Genomic DNA, 22,950 nt, shown 5'->3' with positions numbered 1-22,950 from the left:
AAAATGATGATTTTCAGACATTTAGTATAGAAGGGAAGTGATTTTTTTGAAATTCCCCGGCTTTTGTACAGGCAAAAGCCGGAGAGGTCAGACCCTGTTAAGGATGCTGTTTCGCAAACTCTTCTTTGGCTTTTTGCAGTTGCTGCTGGAAAGCCGTATTGGTGTGCAGGGTGGCGACAACGGCGGAGCCGACAATGCGCGCGGCATCGACGTCACTTTGCCAGTGGTAGCCGCAAATGACCCGGCTCTGGCCTAAATCGAAACCGCGTTGCAGGATCTGATCCTGACGTTGCGGGTTAATTTCGGTCAGCACCAGCGCGGTGGCCCAGCCGATAGAGGTATGGCCGGACGGGTACGAGCCGTTTTTCGACAATTTATCCTGCTCGGTGGTGTTACAGGTCGGGACGCCGTAGAAGGCAAACGGACGGATGCGCATGTACTTTTCTTTGGCAGAGCGGGTCGCCAGATCACCGGCATCTTCGATCATATTGGTCAGTAATTTATGCAGTTCCGGCGTGTCTTTGGCGGTGATCGGCGAGCCGAATGCGCCGGAGAAGGCATTGGCTACGCCGCCGGCGCTCAGGTTGGCATCTTCTGCCGCCAGTTTGCCGCGTTCCGTTGAGCGCAACAGACGGCCCTGTTCATACATGGCCTGATCGTTCAGAAACGCGATACTGCCTACCGCTGGCGGTGGCGGAAGCAGTGCCAGGCTGTTAATCGCCTGATCGTTTTTTAAGTAATAAAGGTCTGGTTTGGTGGTCGCGTCATTGCCGGTCAGGGCGAATGCATTGACAGAGAAAAGGCTGGCGAGGCAAAAAGTAGAAATAATTTTCATCAAGGTTTCCTTACAACTGCTGAATGATCATTACGAATTCATTTTCGTAACATTTCCCAACACATCTGAGTAAACCAAATTATCGCCTGCGGTGTGTGGACGATGTCTGAAAACGAGAAACTCATCACTTTTATGAATAGTTATCTGGCTCTGCCACGGTTTTTTGTCGTGCGGATAAACGGCAGCTAAACAGCCTGCACTTAATCTGACAGCCTCGCTTCTCATTAAAACCACGTTGTAAAGATGTTTAAAAATCCGGTGATAACGTGATGATTTCTGGCACCGGGAAGACATCATGGAACACTCACCACTCAACGACACCGAATCCCTCAGCGGCAATTTCCCCGTTGAACAGACAAGCAAAAAAAGCAGCGGATTCACCCTTTTCAGGGATCTGCTGAGCGGGGCGTGCGTGCCGGATAACCTGTGGCGCGACCGCATGTACCGCGTGAAGTACGCCGTGCGCGCCTTGCTGCATCCGCTGGATACTTTAAAAGTGCTGGATAAAATGGCCGCCGAGCCGTTGTGGCACGAAGCTTTCACCGTGCAGACCAAGCTGCCGGGAAAAATTCACAAACCCTATCTGTATCTCGGATTGCCCTCTGCCGGACGTGCGGCGGCGCTGGTCGATCACTATGACTTTGTGAAAAGTCTCGACAGTGTGGCGTTACGCAACACCTTTCTGAGCGCAACGGGTAACACCATCACCCGCTTTACCGGCAAAGACGGCGAAGCTTTCCATGTGGTACTGGGATCGATCGGTAAATCGGAGCGGGAAGGTGAAGCCAATATGTTCCTCTATATGGAGGAGACCTTGCTCGCCGCGCTGACCTTCAGCGTGGTGCAGCGTCCGCAAGGGCTGACCCTGATCGTCGGCGGGTTCCAGGGCGCACACCGGTCGACGCCGCATGAGGTGATTAAGCAGGCGACCAAATCCTGTTACGGGTTGTTCCCGAAACGGCTGCTGCTGGAAAGCCTGCAACGTCTTGCGGCACACACCGGCGTGCAACACATTCTGGCCGTCAGCGACACCGGGCACGTATTCCGCAGCCTGCGTTACCGTCATCGTAAGAAAAACGTCTTCGTCGCCAGCTATAACGAATTCTGGGATTCCATCAGCGCCACCCGCTGTTCCCCGGCGTTGTATCAGGTACCGGCGGAACTGCCGCGCAAACCAATGGATGAGATCGCCAGTAAAAAACGCTCTGAATACCGCAAGCGTTATGCCTTGCTCGATGAACTGCATGAGAGCACCGCATCGTTACTGGAAGCCTGATCGCAGACTCCCCGTATTTTCCCGCTGTAGCAGGCAACAGGGCCAGGGACTGGCCTTTCCCTTCGTTTATTCCTTCTTTATGCATGACCTTCACTGAAAATTCCGAAGAGGATGTAAAATTCTCGTGCAGGTTAAGTGTCGGTTTAGTAAAGCAATAGACAGGTAATCATTCGATTTAAAACTAATGCAATCCGAACGTTTTCGCCAAATGTGGATAAATGATGGCGAGGAATGTTACACGTATCGCAAAATCGCTGCTCAAAACCCCCGCGCTGTTTTAAATGTGATGCTATTCACATCAATTCATTCATCCCGCCTATATAAAACGCTATCTCTATAAAAACGAAACATCGGTTCATTTTATAAAAATCTCTCTGGGCGGAAACTCATGAACGCAGAAAAACCTATTTTATTTAAACATCAGCTGGCTTACGGCGGTGGGAACCTGTTGGGCAGCGGGGCACTGGCGATCGCCGGGATCTGGCTGCTGTATTTCTACACCACCTTTTGCGGCCTGACGCTGTTACAGGCGTCGGCGATCTTCTCAGTGGCCAGTATCATTGATGCCATCAGTAACCCGCTGATGGGCTATCTCTCGGATAATTTCGGCAAAACACGCCTCGGTAAACGCTTCGGGCGTCGCCGCTTCTTCATCCTGCTCGGCGTACCGCTGATGATGTTCTACCCGCTGTTATGGGTAGAGGGCTTCGGTTTCTGGTATTACCTGTCCACCTACGTGCTGTTCGAGCTGATCTACACCTCCGTCATGGTGCCGTACGAGACGCTGGCGACAGAAATGACCACCGACTTCTCCGCGCGTTCCAAGCTGACCGGCTATAAAGCCATTTTCGGTAAAGTGGCGAACTTCCTAGCGGCGTTCATTCCCGGCCAGTTCATCCTTATTTACGGCAAAGACTCGGCGCAGCCGTTCTTCTTCACCGCACTGACTTACGGCGTGATCCTGTTTATCGCCATCGGCATGTTGTACCTCTCGTCGTGGGAGCGTCCGGTAGAAGAAACCACGCCAGCCGATGAGAAGAAAATGAGTCTCGGCAAAACCATGCTGACGCTGGTGCGCGACATGAAATCGACCTTCCATCTGAAGGTGTTCCGCAAGCACCTGGGCATGTATCTGTGCGGCTTCGGGGCGGAATGGCTGTTTGCGTCGGTCTTCACCTATTTCATCATTTTCGTGCTGCAATATGACCCGAGCATGGTTGCCGGGCTGAGCAGTCTGAACTCCATCCTGCAACTGTTCTCAACCGCCATCTTTATCGGCATCTGTGTGAAGCACGGTTTCAGCAAGCCTTACATCCTGGCGCTCGGCATCGTGATTTTCTCTGTGCTTTGCTACAGCCTGCTGCATTTCCTGCATCTGCCGCAGCAATACGCCACCGTCGCCATGCTGACCATCACCGTCGTGTTCGGTATCGGTACCGGCGGGGTGTATTACATTCCGTGGACGGTGTACACCTTCCTGGCGGATATCGATGAAGCCTTCACCGGCCGCCGCCGCGAGGGGATTTACGCCGGGGCCATGACCTTCTCCGGTAAGCTGATGCGTTCGGTGATCGTCTTCGTGATGGGCGCTATCCTGAGTTTCTACGGCTTCCAGTCCAAATCGCACACTCAGCCCGAAAGTGCCGTTACCGCCATTGCGCTGGTGTTCTGCATCGGGGTTATCGCGCTGGCGCTGATGGCGATTGTCTTCAGTAACCAGATGAAACTGAACCGTAAAACGCACTTAGTGGTCCTCGGCGAAGTGGCGCGCATTAAAGCAGGCGGCCAGATCAGCCAGGTGCAACCCGAGGTCCGCGCGGTCATGGAAGAACTGATTGGTTACCCGTATGAACAATGCTGGGGTAACAGCGTGGTGTGCCGCAAAATCTTCGATACCCCTGCCGTGGAAGTTGACGAACCTAAACCCATGGTCAGTACCACGCAGCAACCGTAATACCTGATCTTCTCCGTTATTTTTCATATCACCGACTGGCCGGGAAACCGGCCAGCGACCAGCTACGTTTTTAGGATGAGAACGAACATGTGGGAACAAAAACTGTTTTTTGTCGCGTTGTCCCTCGGGATCAGCGCACAAAGCGTTGCCGCTGCATTGCCTGATACCGGCAAACTGGTGTGGCACAGCATCACGTTCGGTCAGTCGACCGACGTCAACTTCGCCACCAACGTCCTGCCGGAGAAAACCGGCATGAACGAAACGCTGCTGGCGGAGGGTAAACCCGTTGCGGCGGCAGGCACTCTGCTGACCACGCCGTTTACGCTGGAAAGCCGTGGCGGCAAAGTGGGCAACAGCCACGACGGCCTGACCTATTTTTATACCCGCTTACCGGCTGATGTGAATTTCCAGCTTGAAGCGGATATCACGCTCAATCAGTTCGGGCCGGAAAACGGCGCGAAACCGGCAGGGCAGGAAGGTGCCGGCTTGCTGGTGCGCGATATTCTGGGCAACCCGCGTGAACCGGTGACCAAACCGGGGATTGAGGAATTACCCGCCGCCTCGAACATGGTGATGAACAGCGTGATGGCCATCGGGGACACACCGCCAGTCGTGGCGCTGATTGCCCGTCAGGGCGTGCAGCAACCCTGGGGGAATACCGGGATCAGCATCGTGCGTGAAAGCTATCATCCGCTGACCACGCCGACCCGTTTCCTGCTGAAAATGACCCGCACCGACAGCGGTTTTGACGTCGCCTATGCGCCGCAGGGCAGCGATCAGTGGGTCAGCCAGTCGGCAGCGGGCGCTGATCGCGTGACGCAGCTCGACAAGACCGGCTATTACGTCGGCTTCTTCGCCTCACGCAATGCCCGCATCACCGTGCATCACGCAAAGCTGACGCTCAGCGAAGCGCATACATTGCCGTCCGCGCCTTACGTGACGCCGTCACTTAAACCCCGCATTGAGATCATGTCATCCCCGGTGATCACCCGCCGTGACAGCGTTTTCCAACTGCGCACCAATGGCGACGGTAAGGTAACTATCGAACAGGGCGGCAAGGCGTTATTGCGTGAGAAAGCCGTGAAGGGCGGTGACGTGATCGCCGTGCCGTTCCATGCCGAACAGCCTGCCACCACAATGAACATCACGTTTACGCCGGAAAACGGCACACCGCTGACGCAGACATTCCCGGTCAGCATGGCGCTGGTAAGCAATCCTGATGTGCTGTATGTGTCACCCGGCGGCGCGGCGGATAATGACGGTTCGCAGGCACATCCGCTGGATTTCGCCAGTGCAGTCAATCTGCTGGCACCGGGCGGCACCCTGTGGCTGGCAGACGGCGAATATCCGGCGTCCGTGATCCCGGCGACCGCCAGCGGCACCGCGCCACAGCGCAAAACGCTGCGTCCGCAGGGCAACAATGTGGTGTTTAACGGCCTGAAACTGCAGGCCAGTTACTGGGATGTGCAGGGCATTACCGTCACGCAAAAGAGTTTCCATATCGCCGGAAGCGATAACCATCTTGATCAGGTGAAGGCACATCATGCCGACGATACCGGCATCTGGGTGGCGTCGCCGGACGGCATCGGGCGCGCGTTATGGGCCAGCCGAAACCTGATCAGTAACTCAGAATCCTGGGGCAATCAGGATCCGGGACGCAAAAACGCGGACGGTTTCGCGGTGAAAATGCGCGTGGGTGAGGGTAACCAGCTGGTGAACTGTTATTCCCACGACAATATCGACGACGGTTTTGACCTGTTCAACAAGATTGAGGACGGCCCGAACGGCAGCGTCACCATTGAAAACAGCCGTTCAGTACACAACGGCAGCAACGGTTTCAAACTGGGCGGTGAAGGATTGCCGGTCGCGCATAAAGTGCTTAACAGCGTGGCAGAGGAAAATGGCATGGACGGCTTTACCGATAACTTTAATCCGGGTGCGCTGATCGTGGAAGGCAACCGGGCGGTGGACAATAAACGGTTCAATTTCCTGTTCCGGCCTTCGCCTTACACCACGGCAGATAAACAGGGCATATTTAAGAACAATATTTCCGTGCGCACCGTGCCCGGCAAATATGATGACGCCGTTACCGGCAATGTAGATAAGAGTAATCATTTTTATACCGGCAGTAACAGTACCCATAGCGCGAAATAATTTATTCAGCGCAACCTGAAACAGGACGTTTCTCTATTAAATAAAAATATTAATCAATATCTCTGGGATTATACATAATGAAAAAGAGCAGACTGATGATCTGCGGCTTACTGCTGGCCAGCGCCGGCAGCCAGGCCGTGACGATTGACCTTCGCCATGAATGGCTGGATGACAGTAAACAACATAAAGACAGGGCGATGGTGTCGCACCGTTTTGCCAACGGCTTTGGTTTCTCGCTGGAAGCTAAATGGAAATCCGGCGGTGACAACCCGAATAAACCCTTTAATAATCTGGTAGATAATGGCACTGAAAGCACCGTCAGCTATCAGTATAAAATAACGCCAAAGGTGTTTGTGCAGCCGGGCTTTACGCTGGAATCCAGTTCTGACAGCAGTATTTACAAGCCGTTTTTAACCGCCGGATATACTTTTGACAGCGGGATATATTTCAATGCACGTTACCGCTATGAATATACCCGTTATACCAAAGAAAATACCGAAGACCGTAAAACCAATCGCGGTGAAATCTGGCTGGGTTATCGTCTTGCCGACTGGCGTTTCGAATATAACTATATTTATAAACACAGCGATCAGATCCTGTATGACAATGATAAATGGGATTACGAACAGGATCTGAAAGTGGCTTATAATATTAATAAACAATGGACGCCTTATGTTCAGGTCGGTAATGTTTCCGTGCGCAAAACCACGGATGAAAGACAGACCCGTTTCCGTCTGGGGATCCAGTATAATTTCTGATCCGCACGCCGTGTGGTAATGAGTAACATCATGACGTTTCACGCCGTTCAGTTCACGCTGACCGGCGTGTTTTGGTTTTTGGAATAATCTGATATTCCTGCTAAGTCCTTTATTTAAGCTAGTATTTATTCGATGGTGTAAAGAGGGTCTGCAGTATTTTATTGTGAAGTCCCCCACAAACAGGAGAATTACTTTGGCTACAACGATGAAGGAAACGCTTTCAACCACTCCCCCCATTACCGCCATTACTGGCGACAACTACGCCTTCTTCTTCGATGTCGACGGCACTCTGGCAGAAATCCGTGATGAACCGGATGCGGTCACTATTCCCGCAGAGGTTCGCGATCACCTGAAAACCCTTTTTGCCGCCTCATCCGGCGCACTGGCGCTGATTTCAGGCCGTCCCGTGGAGCAGCTTGATCAACTGGCGGCACCGCTGGTTCTGCCTGCGGCGGGCGTACACGGTGCGGAGATGCGCGACGGTGCGGGTAAACTGCATCGCGTCACCTTACCGGCCGATGTCGAAGCCCGGGTGCAGCACCAGCTGGAACAGGGCATGGCTGAACTGCCGGGCACCTTGCTGGAAACCAAAGGCATGGCCTTTGCGCTGCATTACCGTCAGGCGATGTTGCATCAGCAAAAAGTGCTGGCGCTGGCGGAATCCGTGGTGGCGAACTATCCGGAACTGGTGCTTCAGCCCGGTAAATGCGTTATTGAGATTAAACCCCGCGGCAAGGACAAAGGCGCAGCGATTTACAGCTTTATGCAACAGCCGCCTTTTGCCGGTCGTCTGCCGGTGTTTATCGGCGATGACCTGACCGACGAAAAAGGCTTTGAAGTGGTCAACGCCATGAACGGTATTTCCGTGAAGGTCGGTGAAGGAGAAACCCTGGCCCGTTACCGCGTTAACCGCGTCAGCGATGTTTACCAGTGGATCGAAGCGTTACAACGTCACATTATCACTTTGAACAAGGAGTCAACATTATGAGTCGCCTGGTTGTTGTGTCTAACCGGATTGCCATTCCTGACGGGTCGAAATCGGCGGGCGGGCTGGCTGTAGGGATTTTGGATGCGTTGAAAAACACGTCAGGTGTCTGGTTTGGCTGGAACGGGGAAATCAGCGAGTTTTCCGGCGAAGATGAGGATGATCTCAGCCTGATGGAAGATGACGGCATCACCTATGCGTCCGTGCCGCTCAATCAGAACGATTACGATCTCTATTACTGTCAGTTCTCCAACGCCGTACTTTGGCCAGCGCTTCATTACCGTATCGATCTGGTGGATTTCCAGCGTGAAGCCTGGGAAGGCTATTGCCGGGTCAATGATATGCTGGCGAAAAGATTGCAACCGCTGATCAAACCCGACGATACCCTGTGGATCCACGATTACCATTTACTGCCGTTTGCTGCCGCGCTGCGCAAACTGGGCGTGAAAAACCGCATCGGTTTCTTCCTGCATATTCCGTTCCCGACGCCGGAAATTTTCAACGCCGTTCCCACGCACGATGAACTGCTCAAAATGATGTGCGAATACGATTTGCTGGGCTTCCAGACCGAGGGCGACCGCCTGGCGTTTCTGGATAACCTGAAAGCACTGACCGACATTGAAGACTGCGGCGAAAATCAGCATCAGGCTTTCGGCAGCACCTTTGCCACCGGCGTCTATCCGATCAGTATTGCGCCGGACAGCATCAAGGAAATGGCCGAAGGGCCGCTGCCACCGAAAATGGCGGCCATGGAACGCGAACTGCGCGAAGCCCAGAACATCATTTCCTGTGAACGTCTGGATTACACCAAAGGGCTGCCGGAGCGTTTTCTGGCCTTTGAGGCGTTGCTTGAGAAATTCCCGCAGCACCGTGGCAAGGTGCGCTATTCTCAAATTGCACCCACGTCACGCGGCGATGTGCAGGCCTATCAGGAACTGCGTCATCAGCTGGAAACCGAAGTGGGGCGGATTAACGGCAAATACGGCAGCTTTAACCAGACGCCGCTGTTTTACCTGAATCAGCATTTCCAGCGCAGCCTGTTGATGAAACTGTTCCGGCTGACCGATGTCGGACTGGTAACGCCCCTGCGTGATGGCATGAATCTGGTGGCAAAAGAATATGTCGCCGCGCAGGATCCGAAAGATCCGGGCGTACTGGTGCTGTCGCAATTTGCCGGTGCGGCCAATGAACTGACCTCTGCGCTGATTGTTAATCCTTACGACCGTGATGACGTGGCGGCGGCGCTGGATAAAGCCCTGACCATGCCACTGGAAGAACGACTTGAACGGTATAACGACATGATGTCGGTGCTGCGCAAAAATGATATCGCGCACTGGGGAGAAACGTATTTGCGGGATCTTTACGCCATTTCGCCGCACGGTGAAACGCCGCAGTCAGGCGGGAAACACAGCACCGGCGCGTAACATTTTCTAAGCATGAGGCTTGCAGCATATGCAAAATGCAAACTACCAGACGAACGAAAACGCCGGGATGGAAAACGATAAGTTTAACGGCGAAGAGTTTCGTTTGTGCGAACACGAGCCGATTGAACTGATCCTGGACCGCATGATGGATGCGGAACCGGAACCGGAGATGATCGAAGGGCTGCCGCCTTCCGATGCTCTCACACCTGCTGACCGTTATATGGAACTGTTTACCAGTGTCCAGTCTTCCGGGCTGTTTGAGGACAGTAAAACCTTTCCCGACTGCCCGCCGAAGATGGATCCGCTGGATATCCTGTTGCGTTACCGCCGGATAAAAAACCATCCCGGCTTTAACCTGAAACGTTTTGTCGACGCCCATTTCTGGTTGCCGGAACATCACGGCGACGAATATGTGTCTGATCCCGGCGATTCGCTGAAAGAACACATCGACAAACTCTGGCCGGTGCTGACGCGCCAGCCGGAAGATCATGTGCCCTGGTCATCCCTGATGCCCCTGCCACAGGCGTATGTCGTGCCGGGCGGGCGTTTCAGCGAGACCTATTACTGGGATTCCTATTTCTCAATGCTCGGGCTGGCTGAAAGTGGCCGCAACGATCTGCTGCGCACCATGGCGGATAATTTCGCCTGGATTATCGAGATGTACGGCCACATCCCTAACGGTAACCGCACCTATTATCTCAGCCGCTCGCAGCCACCGGTGTTTGCGCTGATGGTGGAGCTGTTCGAGGAAGATGGCGTACGCGGGGCGAGGCGCTATCTCGATCACCTGAAAATGGAATATGAATTCTGGATGGACGGCGCAGAATCGCTTTCCCCCAATCAGGCTTACCGTCACGCGGTTTGTCTGCCGGATGGCACGCTGCTCAACCGTTACTGGGATGACAGGGATACGCCCCGCGATGAATCCTGGCGGGAAGATGTCGAAACCGCGAAACTGTCCAGCCGTCCGGCCAACGAGGTTTACCGTGATTTGCGTGCCGGTGCGGAATCCGGCTGGGATTACTCCTCACGCTGGCTGCGCGACGGCCATCGCCTCGCCAGTATCCGCACCACGCAATTTATCCCGGTCGATCTGAATGCTTTCCTCTACAAACTGGAAAGCGCCATCGCCAATATTTCCGGGCTGAAAGGCGACAGGGGCGTCGAGGCGCAGTTTCGCCGCAAAGCGGAAACCCGCCGTGAAGCCATCAACCGGTATCTGTGGGACGACAGCGAAGGGTGCTTCCGCGATTACGACTGGCATCGTCAGAAAATGGCGCTGTTTTCTGCGGCCAGCGTCGTACCGCTTTACGTCGGACTCGCCAGCCATTATCAGGCGGAACGGCTGGCAGAAGCCATTCGCAGCCGCTTACTCACACCGGGCGGTATCATGGCGACCGAGTATGAAACCGGCGAGCAGTGGGATAAACCTAACGGCTGGGCACCGCTGCAATGGATGGCGATCCAGGGCTTTAAACAATACGGCAACGATGCGCTGGGCGATCTCATCGCACGCAGCTGGCTGAAAACCGTGAATCAGTTCTATCAGCAGCACCACAAACTGATCGAGAAATACCATATTTCCGGCGGCGCACCGCGGGAAGGGGGCGGCGGGGAATATCCGCTTCAGGACGGCTTCGGCTGGACCAACGGCGTCGTCCGGCGGCTGATCGGGCTGTATGGCGAGAATTACGATTAATTAAGGGACTCTTTTTAATGCCCTTATGTTTTCCGTCATGAACCGGACGGGCGCTGGCTGTGTACCCTTGATCATTCCTGCGGCACATCGCTGCCGGATAAAGAATAAGGCTCCGAAAGGAGCCTTACCTTATTATTCCGGCGTATGCTTTACACTTCTTTCTTCAAATAAATACCCGGCCGGGTGATGGCCCACGTATAGTTGGGTTCATTCACCGGCGTGTAGCCAAACTTCTCGTAAAGCCACGGCGCGGTCGAAGTGAACAGCGCCATGCGCCGCAGTTTTGCCGTCACCGGATGCGACTGTACGCACTCTATCAGCCACGCCCCCAGATTTTTCCCCTGATAATCTTCCAGCACATACACATCGCACAGGTACGCGAAGGTGGCATAATCGGTGATAAAGCGGGCGTAACCGATCTGTTTTCCGCCGTCGAACAAGCCGAAGTTCAGACTGTTTTCGGCACCTGCACGCACCGTTTGCTCGTCAATGCCCGGCGCCCAGGTGGAGCGGGTCAGATAGGCGTGAACCGCCGGAATATCCAGTTTCTCAATGTCCGTGGTGATCAGATAGCGGTCTTTGGTCCAGTTGCATACATCTTTCAGGTTTGTCACGGGATCCTCACAATAATGTTATAAAACAGGCTGTTTTCTACCTTAGCGGTTATCTGTGAGAAATTCACGCCTGCACCGGACTATAAAAAACAGTCAGGATGATGTATCCTGCACTGATTATTGGTATGCTGTATATAATTACAGTATAAGGAGCGAATCATGGCTGTTGAAACAAAATTTGTTGTCGTCAGAAAAGGTGAAGAGAAAATGACATTTGCCAATAAGAAAGAAGCGGACGCTTACGACAAAATGCTCGACATGGCAGATGCTTTCACGGAATGGCTGTTACAAAGCAATCTTGAAATGGATGAAGCGCTGGCCGAAAACATTGCGCTTCACCTTGCCGAGCAGAAAGACGCGGTTCAGCACATCCTGCGCACCAGCAAACTGCCGGAAACCGACACAGTACAACCTCCTGTTGCAGAAACCCCGGCGGCTGAGGAAGCAGAAAACGTGGCTTCTGAAGACGTTGTGGCTGAAGAAGCGGCACCGGCCAAAAAAGTGCGCGCCGTCAAAGCCGCGTAACGGTCAGCACAGCGCGCTTCACCGCGCGCTTTCTTCCTCACCGTATTGCCCGTTCAGTACTTCAGCGGCAGGCGGATCACTTCTTTCAGAATGCCGTTATCCAGCGTCACATATCCCCCCTGTTTCAGTTGCGACAGCACTTTCATGATCGTGCTGCGGGAAAGTTGCGTCTTGAGCTGAATATATTGAGCAGCAGGAATGTTTTCGCGAATTTCCGGCGGTTCACTGATCAGTTCCAGAAGCTGGTGCCGGAGAATTTCATAAGAGGTCGGGGCCATCAGCAGACTGCTTTTGACATACAGTTTCTGACTCATCCTCATCAGATGCCGCGTCATCAGTTCCCACAAATCCAGCCGCTCAATCACTTCGCGCATTTCTTTTACGGTGGCAACCGCAATTTCTGATTCGTCCTGTGCCTGAATAAACATGCGCGATCCCGGCGGCACCGCGCCACCCAGACCGATAATGCCCGGAACGGAGAGGGTGCCGATCAGTACCGGCTCAGGGTTATGGAATATCTTGAACCAGCCTTTGCGGATGAAATAACAATAGACCTCCCCGTTTTCATGAAGATAAAAACGTGAGCCGGGAGGAACAGGTTTGAATTGAACACAGGGGCTGAGTTTCTCGAAAAGCTCGGCGGTGGCCTGATCGAGGGCATTGCCCGGGGCATTCTCAGCAGACATATTCATGTACCTGTGCAGAAGATAATGGCAGGGAATTGCTTTAAATTTAGCATAATTCCCTGCCACTATACGCAAAGAAACCCGGCTTCCCTGCAGGTAAAAATGTGAGTTTTCTTTACTGATAGGCCAGCGTGAACGTCGCGGTAGCATTGGCGATACCCGGCGTGACGGTGGCCGCTGACTGATAATAACGGGCCGTGAATGGCACATTCAGCGTCGCGCCTGCGCTGGCGATCGCACCGACCGGGAAATAGCTGTCAAATACCACCGGCAAATTGTTGTACAACATCTGGATCCCCACGCCCCCCGCATTACCGGCCGCCGGGGTTAAACCGATAACCCCGGCGGGCTTAGACGCATACACCGGCGATGACATCGACATGCTGACGTTAACCGGGGTATCGCAGGTGACCGGCACGGTGAACAGGGTTTGTGCTGAGGTTGAACCGACGCCCCGAAAGTCAGAAGCGGGGATCCGCCCGAGCCGCACGGGCACCGTGATGCCGGTCGTGCAGGCGACGCTTTTATAAATGATGTTCCCTGAGTAAGACACCGAACTGTCCGCATTACTCCCCAGACCGTAGCCGGTGTTGTACATACCAATCCCAAAGATAGTCTGTGCGCGCAGGAGCGAGCCGGAACCCACCGTGGCCGAGGTTTTAACTAATTCCAGCGTCATGTTGATGGAAAAGGTTTTCGCAGGCGTATTGGAGATATACCCCAGCGGGGTATTTCGCGTGTCACATCCGGCACCTCCGCCAGCCACCCGTTGCCCGGCACCGTTCACCAGCGCGATGCCGATCCCGCTGACGCCGGTGTTATACACACCCGGCATCCCGGCAACTTCAGTCCCTGAACCATAGTAACAGGTGATGATCACCGCCCCTTGCGGCACGCCGCTGATGGCGGCGCAGTTACCTGCAAAACTGAATGCCCTTTCGGTGCCGGGGATCACGGAGCCGACCGGCAATGTGGCATCCACGGCCACGGCGCTTAACGTCGCCTTCCCCGGAATATCGGGGGAACTGGTGCAACCCGAGTTAGCCGCCTGCGCCGCAGGCGAGAGAAAACACAGCCCCGACACCAGACCCGCCAGCAACAGGATCCTTTTCATCCATTTCGTTATCTTCATCATTCCCTCACTGACAAGGCACGTTCAGCATCTGAACGCCCGCGCTGCCGGTCGTTGGTTTTGTCAGGCTAAATCTGACCTGACAATGTTCACCCGCATTTTTGCCCCACTGCACATTCAGCAGGCCGCTGTCTGCCAGTCCGGTCAGGTACACCTGACCGCCATCGCCGACGATAAAGCCCTGCACGCTGGCCTGCGCCGGATCGTCCACCGTCGCACCGAAAGGTACCGGCGCGCCGCCTGCGCGCAGTAACGTCATCAGCACACGCTGGCCGACGTGTGTGTCGAAACTGGCCCTGACCACCGCGCCACGGGTCGGCACCACGTTCTGACTGGTGAGCGTCAGTTCGACGTCTTCCGGCAGCGTTTCGGTGTTCAGCTGCACCTGATTTTGCCGGTAAGGCGTGGTGTAAGGCAGGATGGCGTAACCGCGCCAGTCGGTTTTCACCCCGGTCTGATTACTGATACCCACGCCTTTAGCGCCCGGCGCTTCGACCAGTGCGACGGTTTCGCCCATCGGCTGACCGAAGGTAACCCCCTGCTGATGAGCCACAATGCCGCCCTGCAAACCGTAATTCAGCCGTTTGCTGTTCTGGTCATAGCCGTAACCGGCACTGACTTCGCCGTAGGTGCCGCGATAATCGGCGTTCATATTGCCGCTGTTGCCGGTCCCGCCGGTGCCGTAGCCTTCCTGTACGGACCAGCTGAGATTGTTATCCGCCAGTGCCGTCCCGCTCAGGCCCGCACTGTGTGAGGTGTTGCCCTGCTGGCTGGTATTGACGTTATAAGTGGCGTAGGTATTGCCCGTGACACCGCCGAGCGGCACGCTGAGGTTGAATCCGAAGACCTGATCTTTGTTGTAGATCCGCCCGTTGCTGGCGTGATATCCGCTGTTGCCGCTGTCGCCTGACGTGGAATTGATGTTGTAGCTGTAGCTCAGCCCGTAGCTGATACCGTGCCAGCCATTGTTATAGCCGATGCCGACAGAGCGCAGTGTGCGGCTGCTGTTCCAGTAATCCTGACTGACCCAGCTCAGGGACACGGATCCCCCGTCTTCCCACAAGTTCTGACTCAGGGTCATCTCGCTGCGGTTGCGGCGGCGTTCTGTCTGTACCGTCAGCGGTGTCTCACGCCAGGTGTCGAGCGTTTCCTGCAGGCTGTAATAGCCGTCAGTCGAATAGCGGTAACCGGCGATCGCAAAGTTGGTGCCGGTCTGCACGATGTTTTTGCTGTAGCGCACCCGCCATGACTGTCCGGTTTCCTGTGAGGTGTTTTGCAGGGCCGAACGCGCGACGGTGGCGTCTGCGGAAAGGGCGCCCAGATCCCCCAGATTTTTCCCCAGCCCGAGCGCGAGTGACTGATAGTGACCGGCATATTGCCCGCCGCCGTACGCCGTGAACCCCTGCGGTAAACCATAAATCACCGTGCCCTGCATAAAGGACGAACGCTCGACGCTGTTGTCATAAGCGCGGTACTGGCCGCCGGTCAGGCTGTATTTCAGCCGTCCTTCACGTTGCAGAACGGGGAGCGAGGCAAAAGGCACGGCAAAAATCTGCTCGCTGCCATCGGCTTCTTTGATGGTGACGATCAAATCGCCGGAGCCGCCCGTCGGGAACATGTCGGTGATTTCAAACGCGCCCGGTGCCACATATCGCTGATCGATGACATAGCCGTTCTGGCGGATAATCACCTGAGCGTTGGTGCGCGCGATACCGCGAACCACCGGCGCATAGCCTTTCAGGCTGTCAGGCACCATGTCATCGTCGGAAGCCAGTTGCGCGCCGCGAAACGGCACGCTGTCAAACACATCGGCGGGCGAGGTGCTGTCGCCCAGCACCATCTGGCTTTTGAGCGCAATAATGCTGCGCGATGCGTAGGTATATACCGTGTCCCACTTATCCTGACCGCTGCTGTCGCGGTTCCAGGTGGTGTAATTACGCAAACGCCACGGACCAGCGTTGATGCCGGGACGCAGGTTGGCGTATTGCGACTGCCCGTCAGTGGCGTGATTTCCCCGCCCGCTGCTGGCAGCACCGCTCAGGTTGTAGTTGAGTAAAAACGCCGGAATACCGTTGTCCCACTGACTTTCCGCCACATATCCCCGGGCTTTTTGCGCGATGGCAATCTGCGGCACGCTGAGAAGAAGTTGCTGTGCGCTGAAACGAAATTCGGCACTGGCCTGCGGGATGGCACGCAGATCGGCGCATTGCGCGCTGTGTTCGCCCAGCGCCGGATACAGATCGGTTTTGACGCCCATCTCACTGAGTTGCGCGACACTCAGGCAGGGCTGCAGGCTTTCCTGACCCTGAGCATCTTTACGCATGGAAAACGTCACGTCGCGGGTGTCCTGCTGCTGGTTATTAAGATAAATATCCACGCGGTACACCCCCGGCAACTGGCCGGTGTCTTGTTCGAACACCGTCAGATCCGTGGTTCCCTGACCGGGATTGTCTCTTTCCAGCAACGCCGGATTGAAATAATCACTGGCATAAGCAGGTAATGATGAGCTGCCGAGCAGCGTCAGTTGCCCGGCGATGAAACAGGCCAGACGGCTGAAACGCCGACATGGCTGGCACAGACTCCGTTTATTTTGGCTCTTCATGATTTCCACATCCCTGTTTTCAACATTTGCCCAGTGGGGTATCCCACGCCGTTTGACTTACAACGCTTTGCTGTGTGCCACGCCGATAGCGCCGTAATCACTGATAATTTTCCAGCTCACGGTATTACCGCCCGCGCCTGCTGGCAGGGCAAAACTGGCGGTGGTTCCCGGCGCGACATACGTCACCTCTTTCAGCGCCTGTCCGCCAAGGCGGATTTCCATAAAATTCATGTAGAAAGGTGTCGGGTTGCTCACCTGCAACAGATTGCCGCTGCGCTGCCAGCGCAACTGGTCGGTCAGATCTTCCGGCACGCCGTTCAGCCCTTGCGGACGGTAAATCAGCTTGATGCGCGTTTTGACCGCAATCTGCAGGGTGTTCTGGCTGTGATCTTTTTCCGCTGAAGGAATGGCTTTGATGTTCAGCCAGAACAGCGATTCTTTATCTGCGGGCAGATTTCCACCGGCCCGCACCACGCGCAGCACATTGGTCTGGCCGTTACCTAAACGGAACAGCGGCGGCGTGATCACAAAGGGGGCTTTCTCAGCGCCGCCGCTGACCGTCTCCGTCCAGCTCTGGACCAGATAAGGCTGTGTGTCCGGATTGCTGACGCTCAGTGAAGACTCCTTTTTATTGCCGTCATAAATCAGGCGTGTACCGCCCACGACCACACCGGCCTGTGCGGAGACAGCAGACAGCAGTAATGCCGCCAGCAAGGTGGCAGGGATCATGTTCATTGGTTAACTCCGAAAACAGAAAGAAGGCTGGCAAAGACATTGCCAGCCGGATTAACAGGCTTTACCCGTCGGGAAAGCGGAAATTAGTTGTAGGTGACCGAGAAGTTGGCCGCCGCGTTGGCCGGACCGGCATTAACGGTAGAAGACGTGGCGATGTAGCGTGCGACGAACTCCAGGTTGTTATCTTGCGCGGTGGTCAGTGCATAAGCCTGAGAATCTGTGAACAGCGGCAGCACGTTATCAGACGCATCAGAAATCTGAATGCCTACGCCGGTGGCGACGCCAGATTGTGGCGTCAGTGCCAGTACACCGGTATTACCCTGAACATTGGTGCCATCAAATTTGACGGACGCGGTGCTGACTGTCGCCGGACAGTTTTTCAGTTGCAGCACGAATTTCGTCGCCGCAGCGGTAGAGCCTGCGCCGGTAAATTCGGTTTTCGCCACACTGCCCATATTAACGTTCAGCGGATTGGAAGGCGTGTTCACGATGTCACAACCCGCATCAATGATTTCACCCGTAAAATTAACCTGTCCACCTGCTGCTAAAACGGAAGAAGCAGAAAACACAGCGGTCATAGCAACAGCAGCAGCAATAAGATTCTTTTTCATAACAATTCCTTGAGTAAAACTATTCCGACGCCGGGCGTAATGAATATTCGTTATTGATGAATAACGATTTCACGCGACCGGAATGTCCATGAGTAAATGACGTTCTGATGGGCAACAGGAGGCCGTAAATCGCAGCGTAAAATATGAATCAGGATATTAAGAATCTCTCTTTTCATAAAATCACGACCGGGATCAATTTTCGTGGCGTTTATTGCTTACGACAATTCTGATATAAACAGGCTTACTGATTCAAGGGAATTATGAGTGTAATTTTACACCGACAAACAACTTTATAACCTTTCTGTAATTCGCATAATCCACGCAGAAATTACCGGTCATCCAGCGCCGGCCGGTAACATTATTTCGTGGAGAGCAACAGAATGCATGACGGGAAAAAGCCTTTCTTTACAGACAACTGTAACGTGAGAGATAAAAAACCGATCGGTGATATCGATATACTGATGAAAAACCTGAATCCGTTTTCTAACAAATTAGAAACAAAAGACGGCCAGTTACTTAACTACACGTCAGGCGGTGAACGACATTGCTTCTTATTACACAAAGGCACCGTTTTGCTTTACCGTAAAATTGACGGCATGGTGTTAAACTCGGAATCCGCCCCTTATGTATTTGGGTTGAGCACGCAACTCACTGAACCGGATTATTTATTTATCCGCATCCATGAATCCTCCGAGGTCAGTTATCTTCCCCTTGAAAAAGCCAATAAAATCATTGAGCGGGAAAAGTTATGGAAAAGTCTGGCGCATCTTTTAATTTTCACCTCCACGCGGGTTTATGACCATTGTGCAAAAATTTCGGCATTATCTTCCTACGAGATAATCTGTTATCAGCTTTATGAACTGATGTATGAGACGGAAGAAATAAGAGAGAGTATCAGCACGGTGTCTTATGTCATGAACCGGACGTTTTTATCACGCAGCAGTATTATGAAAATTCTGGCGCAACTGAAAACCGGCGGATATATCACGATGGAAAAGGGCATTCTAAAAGCGATTAATCATATTCCTTCAAGGTACTGAGCGAACGGGGCATAATCGGCTTTTCTCTGTCATGCAAAAGGAAAGGCCATGAAACCAGAACTTCCGTATTCGCTGCAAACCCTCCCGGCTCCGGCCGTCTGGCATCAGGTTGCGTCGCCGGTGTTGTCAGATGACACCCTGCGTTTACGTTTACAGCAGGTGCTTGCCGCCATGAAACGCCTGAGTCTGGACCATCTGGTGATTTATGCCGATAAGGAACACGGTGGCAATTTTGAATACCTCGCCGGATTTATCCCGCGTTTTGAAGAAGCCTTACTGGTGGTGCGTGCCACGGGCGAACTGACCTACATCATGGGCAACGAAAACCTGAAACTTGTGCCGCATGCCCGCAACCCCGGCAAATGTCTGCATGCGCCGGTATTTTCCCTGCCAAACCAGCCGATGCAATCTCATCAGCCTTTGCACGAATTGCTGAAAAGCGCCGGAATAGCGCCTGCGCAACAGACGGGCATCGCGGGCTGGAAACTCTTCCGCTGCGATCCGGCCACGGATAAATTCACCTTCGATGTGCCCGCGTTTGTGCTGGACGCCGTCCGCACCGCCGCCGGACATGACGCGGTCGTTAACGCCACCGGCCTGTTTATTTCCCCTGAAAGCGGCACACGGCGGATTAACAACGCCAATGAAGTGGCGTTTTACGAGTACGGCGCGAATCTGGCCTCCACCCGCGTCTTGACGGCGCTGGATGCCGTTGAACCGGGGAAAACTGAAAAACAGATCGGCCAGTTGCTGGCAGGAGACGGGCAGCAAAACACAGTGGTGATGATTGCCGCCACCGGTGACCGTTTTGCCCATGCGACGCTTTATCCTTCCGATAAAATCATACGCGAGGGGGATAAATTTTCCCTGACCGTCGGCTACAAAGGCGGACTGACCAGCCGTTCGGCCTATGTCGTGGCGAATGAAGCGGCGTTACCGCCAGCCGTCTCGGACTGGCTGGCGCGGGTCGCGATGCCGTATTACCACACCGTGGTGACCTGGCTGGAGACGCTGCGGATCGGCATGACCGGCGGGGAGCTTTACCGGCAGGTCGAAGAGACGCTGCCTCAACGTGATTTCCACTGGCATCTCAATCCCGGCCATCTGGTGGCCGATGAAGAATGGCTGTGTTCACCGGTTTATGACGGTTCGTCCATTCCGCTGGAAAGCGGCATGCTTTTCCAGATCGACATTATTCCGTCGGTCGCCGGTTATGGCGGCAGCAGTATTGAGGATACGGTGGCACTGGCGGACAGCACGCTGCGCCGGGAGCTGGCAACCCGCTTCCCGGAGGTCTGGCAGCGCATGCTGACACGTAAGAAATACCTGACAAATGTGCTGAACCTTCGCCTTTCCGACGACGTGATTTTGCTGTCAAACACCGTCGGTTATCTGCGGCCTTTCCTGCTGGATAAGGCACGGGCGCTGGTGAAGCAATAACCCTCAGATACAAAAATCCCGCAATTACTCCGTCACAATTCATCATGTTTACTAATCTATTACAGGTACGCCTGTGGGTTGCCGTGCTTTTCCTGCGCGGTAACCGTGGATAAGTAAAGGAGACGGACATGCAAACGCACCCGATTTCAGAGCGCCGGGGAGCTGCAGTGGCGCTGTACGAACTGTTAAATCCCATTCCTGTTGGTTTTTTTGTCGCGGCCTGGATCTTCGACATTCTCTATATGAAAACCTTTATCAATATGTGGACGGATGCCGCCAGCTGGCTGATTGTGCTGGGGCTGATCATCGCCATCATTCCCCGCCTGATCAATCTGTTTCAGGTCTGGGCCGGCAGCCGCTACCGCCACAACCCGCCTGTCAGACTGCACTTCTGGCTGAATCTTGTCGCCATCGTGCTGGCCATCTTTAATGCCTTCATCCACAGCCGCGATGCTTACGCCGTGGTGCCTGCGGGCGTCATTCTGTCGACGCTGACGGTGGTGCTTCTGCTGCTGGCCAACGTTCAGCTCGCGTTACGCGACCGCACAGCATAAGGAGACATGCGATGAAAAATCACCAACGGGCATTGCTCGCCCTGACGCTCGCCGCGCTGCTGAGCAGTTGCGATGACAGTTCACAAATCGATCCGAAGAAACAAACCGGCGCAAACCCTGAGCTGCCGAAAGCACAAAACTTCCTGATGCCGCCGATGAAAGTGCCGGAAGGTGTGCCATGGAAAACCGGCGAAATGCCGAAAGTGGCGGAAGGGCTGAAGATCGAGAAAATCGCCGATGGCCTGAAACACCCGCGTCAGGTCTATGTGCTGCCCAATAACGACGTGCTGGTGGCGGAATCCAACGGTCCGGCGAAAAAACCGATCTTCCGGCCGAAAGAGTTAATCATGGGGCTGGTGCAGAAATCGTCCGGTAAAGGCGGTGAGGGTGGCAACAGCATCACGCTGCTGCGCAATGTCGGCGGCAAATGGGAGAAACACCCGTTTATCGCCAGCGTGAACTCGCCATTCGGCATGCAGCTGACCGGCAATACGCTGTGGGTCGCCAGTGCGGACAGCCTGATTAAATACCCGTACCAGACCGGCGAAACGCAGATCACTGCGCCGGGAGAAGTGGTGACCGCGTTGCCGGGCGGGCCGATCAATCATCACTGGACCAAATCCCTGCTGGCCAGCCCGGACGGCAGCAAGCTGTATGTCGGCGTCGGCTCCAACAGTAACATCACCGAAAACGGCATCGGGGCGGAAGACCACCGCGCCGCAGTGCTGGAAGTCGATGCCGCCACCGGTGCCAGCCGGATTTATGCCAGCGGGCTGCGCAATCCGACCGGTCTGCAATGGGAGCCGCAGAGCGGGAAATTGTGGGCGGTGGTGAATGAGCGCGATGAAATCGGCTCAGATCTGGTGCCGGATTACATGACCTCGGTGCAGGAACATGGTTTCTACGGCTGGCCTTACAGCTATTACGGTCAGCATGTGGATGAACGCGTTAAACCCCCGCGTCCGGATCTGGTGCAAAAAGCCATCAAACCCGATTACGCCATCAGTTCGCACGTCGCGCCGCTCGGGTTGCTGTTCTATACCGGCGATGACATGCCGCAATACCGCGACGGTGCCTTCATCAGTGAACACGGCAGCTGGAACCGTAAACCGCTGAACGGGTATCAGGTGATGTGGGTGAAATTCGAAAACGGCAAACCGGTGGGACTGCCGCAGCCTGTCGTTACCGGCTTCCTGACGGATGATCAGAAACAGGTCCGTGGCCTGCCGGTCGGGCTGGCGATGGATAAACAGGGGGGCGTGCTGATCGCCGATGACGCCGGAAACACGATCTGGCGCGTCAGTAAGGCGCAATAAAATCCTGCTCAGGAATGCGGGCAGGGAAGCCCGCATTCATTAATCAGTCACCGCATCGTTACCCGGCCTGATAGCGTTTAGTCAGCGTGTCCTGACATTGCTGCTGCGTCGTCACTTTTTCGCGTTCAGCCTTGCTGAGCGACGTCCAGGTTTCAATCACCTTATCCGTTTCATCCTCATCGAATTCCGTTCTGTTTATCGCTGACGGCGACTGCGATTGTGTCGACACATCCTTGATCTGATTACGGAAATAATCCACCGAACCGTCAGGTTTATTCAGCGCGGAACTGCACAGAATATTGATATAGGTGGCGGGAGTGTGTTGCGCCGTGGTGTCTTCGGCCGCAGCTGTGCCCGCGATAAGCACGGTGAGGGCCAGCATGATTCGTCTCATAGCGTCTCCTTATGTTGAACACTTCAAGGGTAGAAGACATCAGACTGATGAGCGCAGGCAGTGGGACAGAATGGTCTGAAACTTGCTCCGGGAAACCGGGAAATTCATTCTATTCTTCAGAAAACCTTAAATTAATAATTTGTTACGTAATAAATCTGAACCTTCTCGCGACAGGGTTAATGTTAATAATTACTATTCACGTTCTCATTGCGATCT

General features: G+C 54.4%; 20 protein-coding genes. 12 read left to right on the top strand and 8 right to left on the bottom strand.

All coding sequences use genetic code 11. The features are described 5' to 3' along the window. Window positions 1–97: 97 nt before the first annotated feature. Complete coding sequence (phoC, locus tag EYY67_RS06280; protein ID WP_095925740.1) at window positions 98–835, bottom strand: acid phosphatase PhoC; 738 nt, start codon at window positions 833–835, stop codon at window positions 98–100. A 295-nt stretch (window positions 836–1,130) separates the two neighbouring features. Here phoC and EYY67_RS06275 point away from each other — a divergent pair, with 295 nt between their 5' ends. The 7 genes from EYY67_RS06275 (at window position 1,131) to treF (ending at window position 11,085) form a co-directional block, all read left to right on the top strand. After that, window positions 1,131–2,111 carry a VirK/YbjX family protein gene (locus EYY67_RS06275; RefSeq protein WP_095925739.1) on the top strand — a complete coding sequence of 327 codons (981 nt, stop codon included), beginning with the start codon at window positions 1,131–1,133 and terminating at the stop codon, window positions 2,109–2,111. A gap of 388 nt (window positions 2,112–2,499) precedes the next feature. Then, entirely contained in the window at window positions 2,500–4,065 is a 1,566-nt protein-coding gene (locus EYY67_RS06270) for an MFS transporter (protein WP_095925738.1), read from the top strand. An 87-nt stretch (window positions 4,066–4,152) separates the two neighbouring features. After that, on the top strand, window positions 4,153–6,219 hold the full coding sequence (locus EYY67_RS06265) for a right-handed parallel beta-helix repeat-containing protein (RefSeq protein WP_131693087.1): 2,067 nt from the start codon (window positions 4,153–4,155) through the stop codon (window positions 6,217–6,219). A gap of 77 nt (window positions 6,220–6,296) precedes the next feature. After that, the gene (locus EYY67_RS06260) at window positions 6,297–6,977 is read left to right on the top strand and encodes an oligogalacturonate-specific porin KdgM family protein (RefSeq protein ID WP_095925736.1); all 681 of its coding nucleotides are present in this window, start codon (window positions 6,297–6,299) and stop codon (window positions 6,975–6,977) included. Between the two features lie 205 nt (window positions 6,978–7,182). Continuing rightward, window positions 7,183–7,965, top strand: coding sequence for a trehalose-phosphatase (gene otsB / locus EYY67_RS06255; protein ID WP_119824333.1), 783 nt, complete (start codon window positions 7,183–7,185; stop codon window positions 7,963–7,965). Continuing rightward, window positions 7,962–9,386, top strand: a complete 1,425-nt coding sequence (otsA, locus tag EYY67_RS06250; RefSeq protein ID WP_095925734.1) for an alpha,alpha-trehalose-phosphate synthase — start codon at window positions 7,962–7,964, stop codon at window positions 9,384–9,386. The genes otsB and otsA overlap by 4 nt, the downstream gene beginning before the upstream one ends. Before the next feature lie 67 nt (window positions 9,387–9,453). Continuing rightward, complete coding sequence (treF, locus tag EYY67_RS06245) at window positions 9,454–11,085, top strand: alpha,alpha-trehalase TreF (protein WP_131693115.1); 1,632 nt, start codon at window positions 9,454–9,456, stop codon at window positions 11,083–11,085. Between the two features lie 149 nt (window positions 11,086–11,234). Here the strand turns inward: treF and EYY67_RS06235 are convergent, their stop codons facing one another. Continuing rightward, window positions 11,235–11,699: a GNAT family N-acetyltransferase gene (locus EYY67_RS06235; protein ID WP_131693086.1), complete on the bottom strand. Its 465-nt coding sequence runs from the start codon at window positions 11,697–11,699 to the stop codon at window positions 11,235–11,237. A gap of 159 nt (window positions 11,700–11,858) precedes the next feature. Between EYY67_RS06235 and EYY67_RS06230 the strand changes: the two genes are divergently transcribed. After that, complete coding sequence (locus EYY67_RS06230) at window positions 11,859–12,224, top strand: YebG family protein (protein WP_095925732.1); 366 nt, start codon at window positions 11,859–11,861, stop codon at window positions 12,222–12,224. Window positions 12,225–12,277: 53 nt separating this feature from the next. Here EYY67_RS06230 and EYY67_RS06225 read toward each other — a convergent pair whose 3' ends face one another. The 5 genes from EYY67_RS06225 to EYY67_RS06205 all read right to left on the bottom strand — a co-directional run bounded on the left by EYY67_RS06225 (window position 12,278) and on the right by EYY67_RS06205 (window position 17,990). Further along, window positions 12,278–12,910 carry a winged helix-turn-helix transcriptional regulator gene (locus EYY67_RS06225; RefSeq protein WP_095925731.1) on the bottom strand — a complete coding sequence of 211 codons (633 nt, stop codon included), beginning with the start codon at window positions 12,908–12,910 and terminating at the stop codon, window positions 12,278–12,280. 115 nt (window positions 12,911–13,025) lie between these two features. Next, window positions 13,026–14,045, bottom strand: coding sequence for a fimbrial protein (locus EYY67_RS06220; RefSeq protein WP_341352839.1), 1,020 nt, complete (start codon window positions 14,043–14,045; stop codon window positions 13,026–13,028). 4 nt (window positions 14,046–14,049) lie between these two features. Beyond that, on the bottom strand, window positions 14,050–16,644 hold the full coding sequence (locus EYY67_RS06215) for a fimbria/pilus outer membrane usher protein (protein WP_131693085.1): 2,595 nt from the start codon (window positions 16,642–16,644) through the stop codon (window positions 14,050–14,052). 57 nt (window positions 16,645–16,701) lie between these two features. Then, window positions 16,702–17,379: a fimbrial biogenesis chaperone gene (locus EYY67_RS06210; protein WP_131693084.1), complete on the bottom strand. Its 678-nt coding sequence runs from the start codon at window positions 17,377–17,379 to the stop codon at window positions 16,702–16,704. An 83-nt stretch (window positions 17,380–17,462) separates the two neighbouring features. Next, window positions 17,463–17,990 (bottom strand): fimbrial protein, encoded by a 528-nt coding sequence (locus tag EYY67_RS06205; RefSeq protein WP_095925727.1) that lies wholly within the window; start codon window positions 17,988–17,990, stop codon window positions 17,463–17,465. Window positions 17,991–18,370: 380 nt separating this feature from the next. Between EYY67_RS06205 and EYY67_RS06200 the strand changes: the two genes are divergently transcribed. The 4 genes from EYY67_RS06200 to EYY67_RS06185 all read left to right on the top strand — a co-directional run bounded on the left by EYY67_RS06200 (window position 18,371) and on the right by EYY67_RS06185 (window position 22,340). Continuing rightward, window positions 18,371–19,030: a winged helix-turn-helix transcriptional regulator gene (locus EYY67_RS06200; protein ID WP_131693083.1), complete on the top strand. Its 660-nt coding sequence runs from the start codon at window positions 18,371–18,373 to the stop codon at window positions 19,028–19,030. Window positions 19,031–19,078: 48 nt separating this feature from the next. Then, window positions 19,079–20,470: a M24 family metallopeptidase gene (locus EYY67_RS06195; protein ID WP_131693082.1), complete on the top strand. Its 1,392-nt coding sequence runs from the start codon at window positions 19,079–19,081 to the stop codon at window positions 20,468–20,470. A gap of 128 nt (window positions 20,471–20,598) precedes the next feature. After that, window positions 20,599–21,024, top strand: coding sequence for a DUF2231 domain-containing protein (locus EYY67_RS06190; protein ID WP_095925724.1), 426 nt, complete (start codon window positions 20,599–20,601; stop codon window positions 21,022–21,024). A gap of 11 nt (window positions 21,025–21,035) precedes the next feature. Next, complete coding sequence (locus EYY67_RS06185) at window positions 21,036–22,340, top strand: PQQ-dependent sugar dehydrogenase (RefSeq protein ID WP_131693081.1); 1,305 nt, start codon at window positions 21,036–21,038, stop codon at window positions 22,338–22,340. A gap of 58 nt (window positions 22,341–22,398) precedes the next feature. On the opposite strand, the gene EYY67_RS06180 is transcribed toward EYY67_RS06185, so the two are convergent. Further along, on the bottom strand, window positions 22,399–22,734 hold the full coding sequence (locus EYY67_RS06180; protein WP_095925722.1) for a hypothetical protein: 336 nt from the start codon (window positions 22,732–22,734) through the stop codon (window positions 22,399–22,401). Between the last annotated feature and the right edge of the window lie 216 nt (window positions 22,735–22,950).

Origin of the sequence: Rahnella victoriana, from assembly GCF_004330295.1 — a bacterium.
Taxonomy (GTDB): Bacteria; Pseudomonadota; Gammaproteobacteria; order Enterobacterales; family Enterobacteriaceae; genus Rahnella; species Rahnella victoriana.
This window is presented reverse-complemented; position numbering and strand designations above follow the sequence as displayed.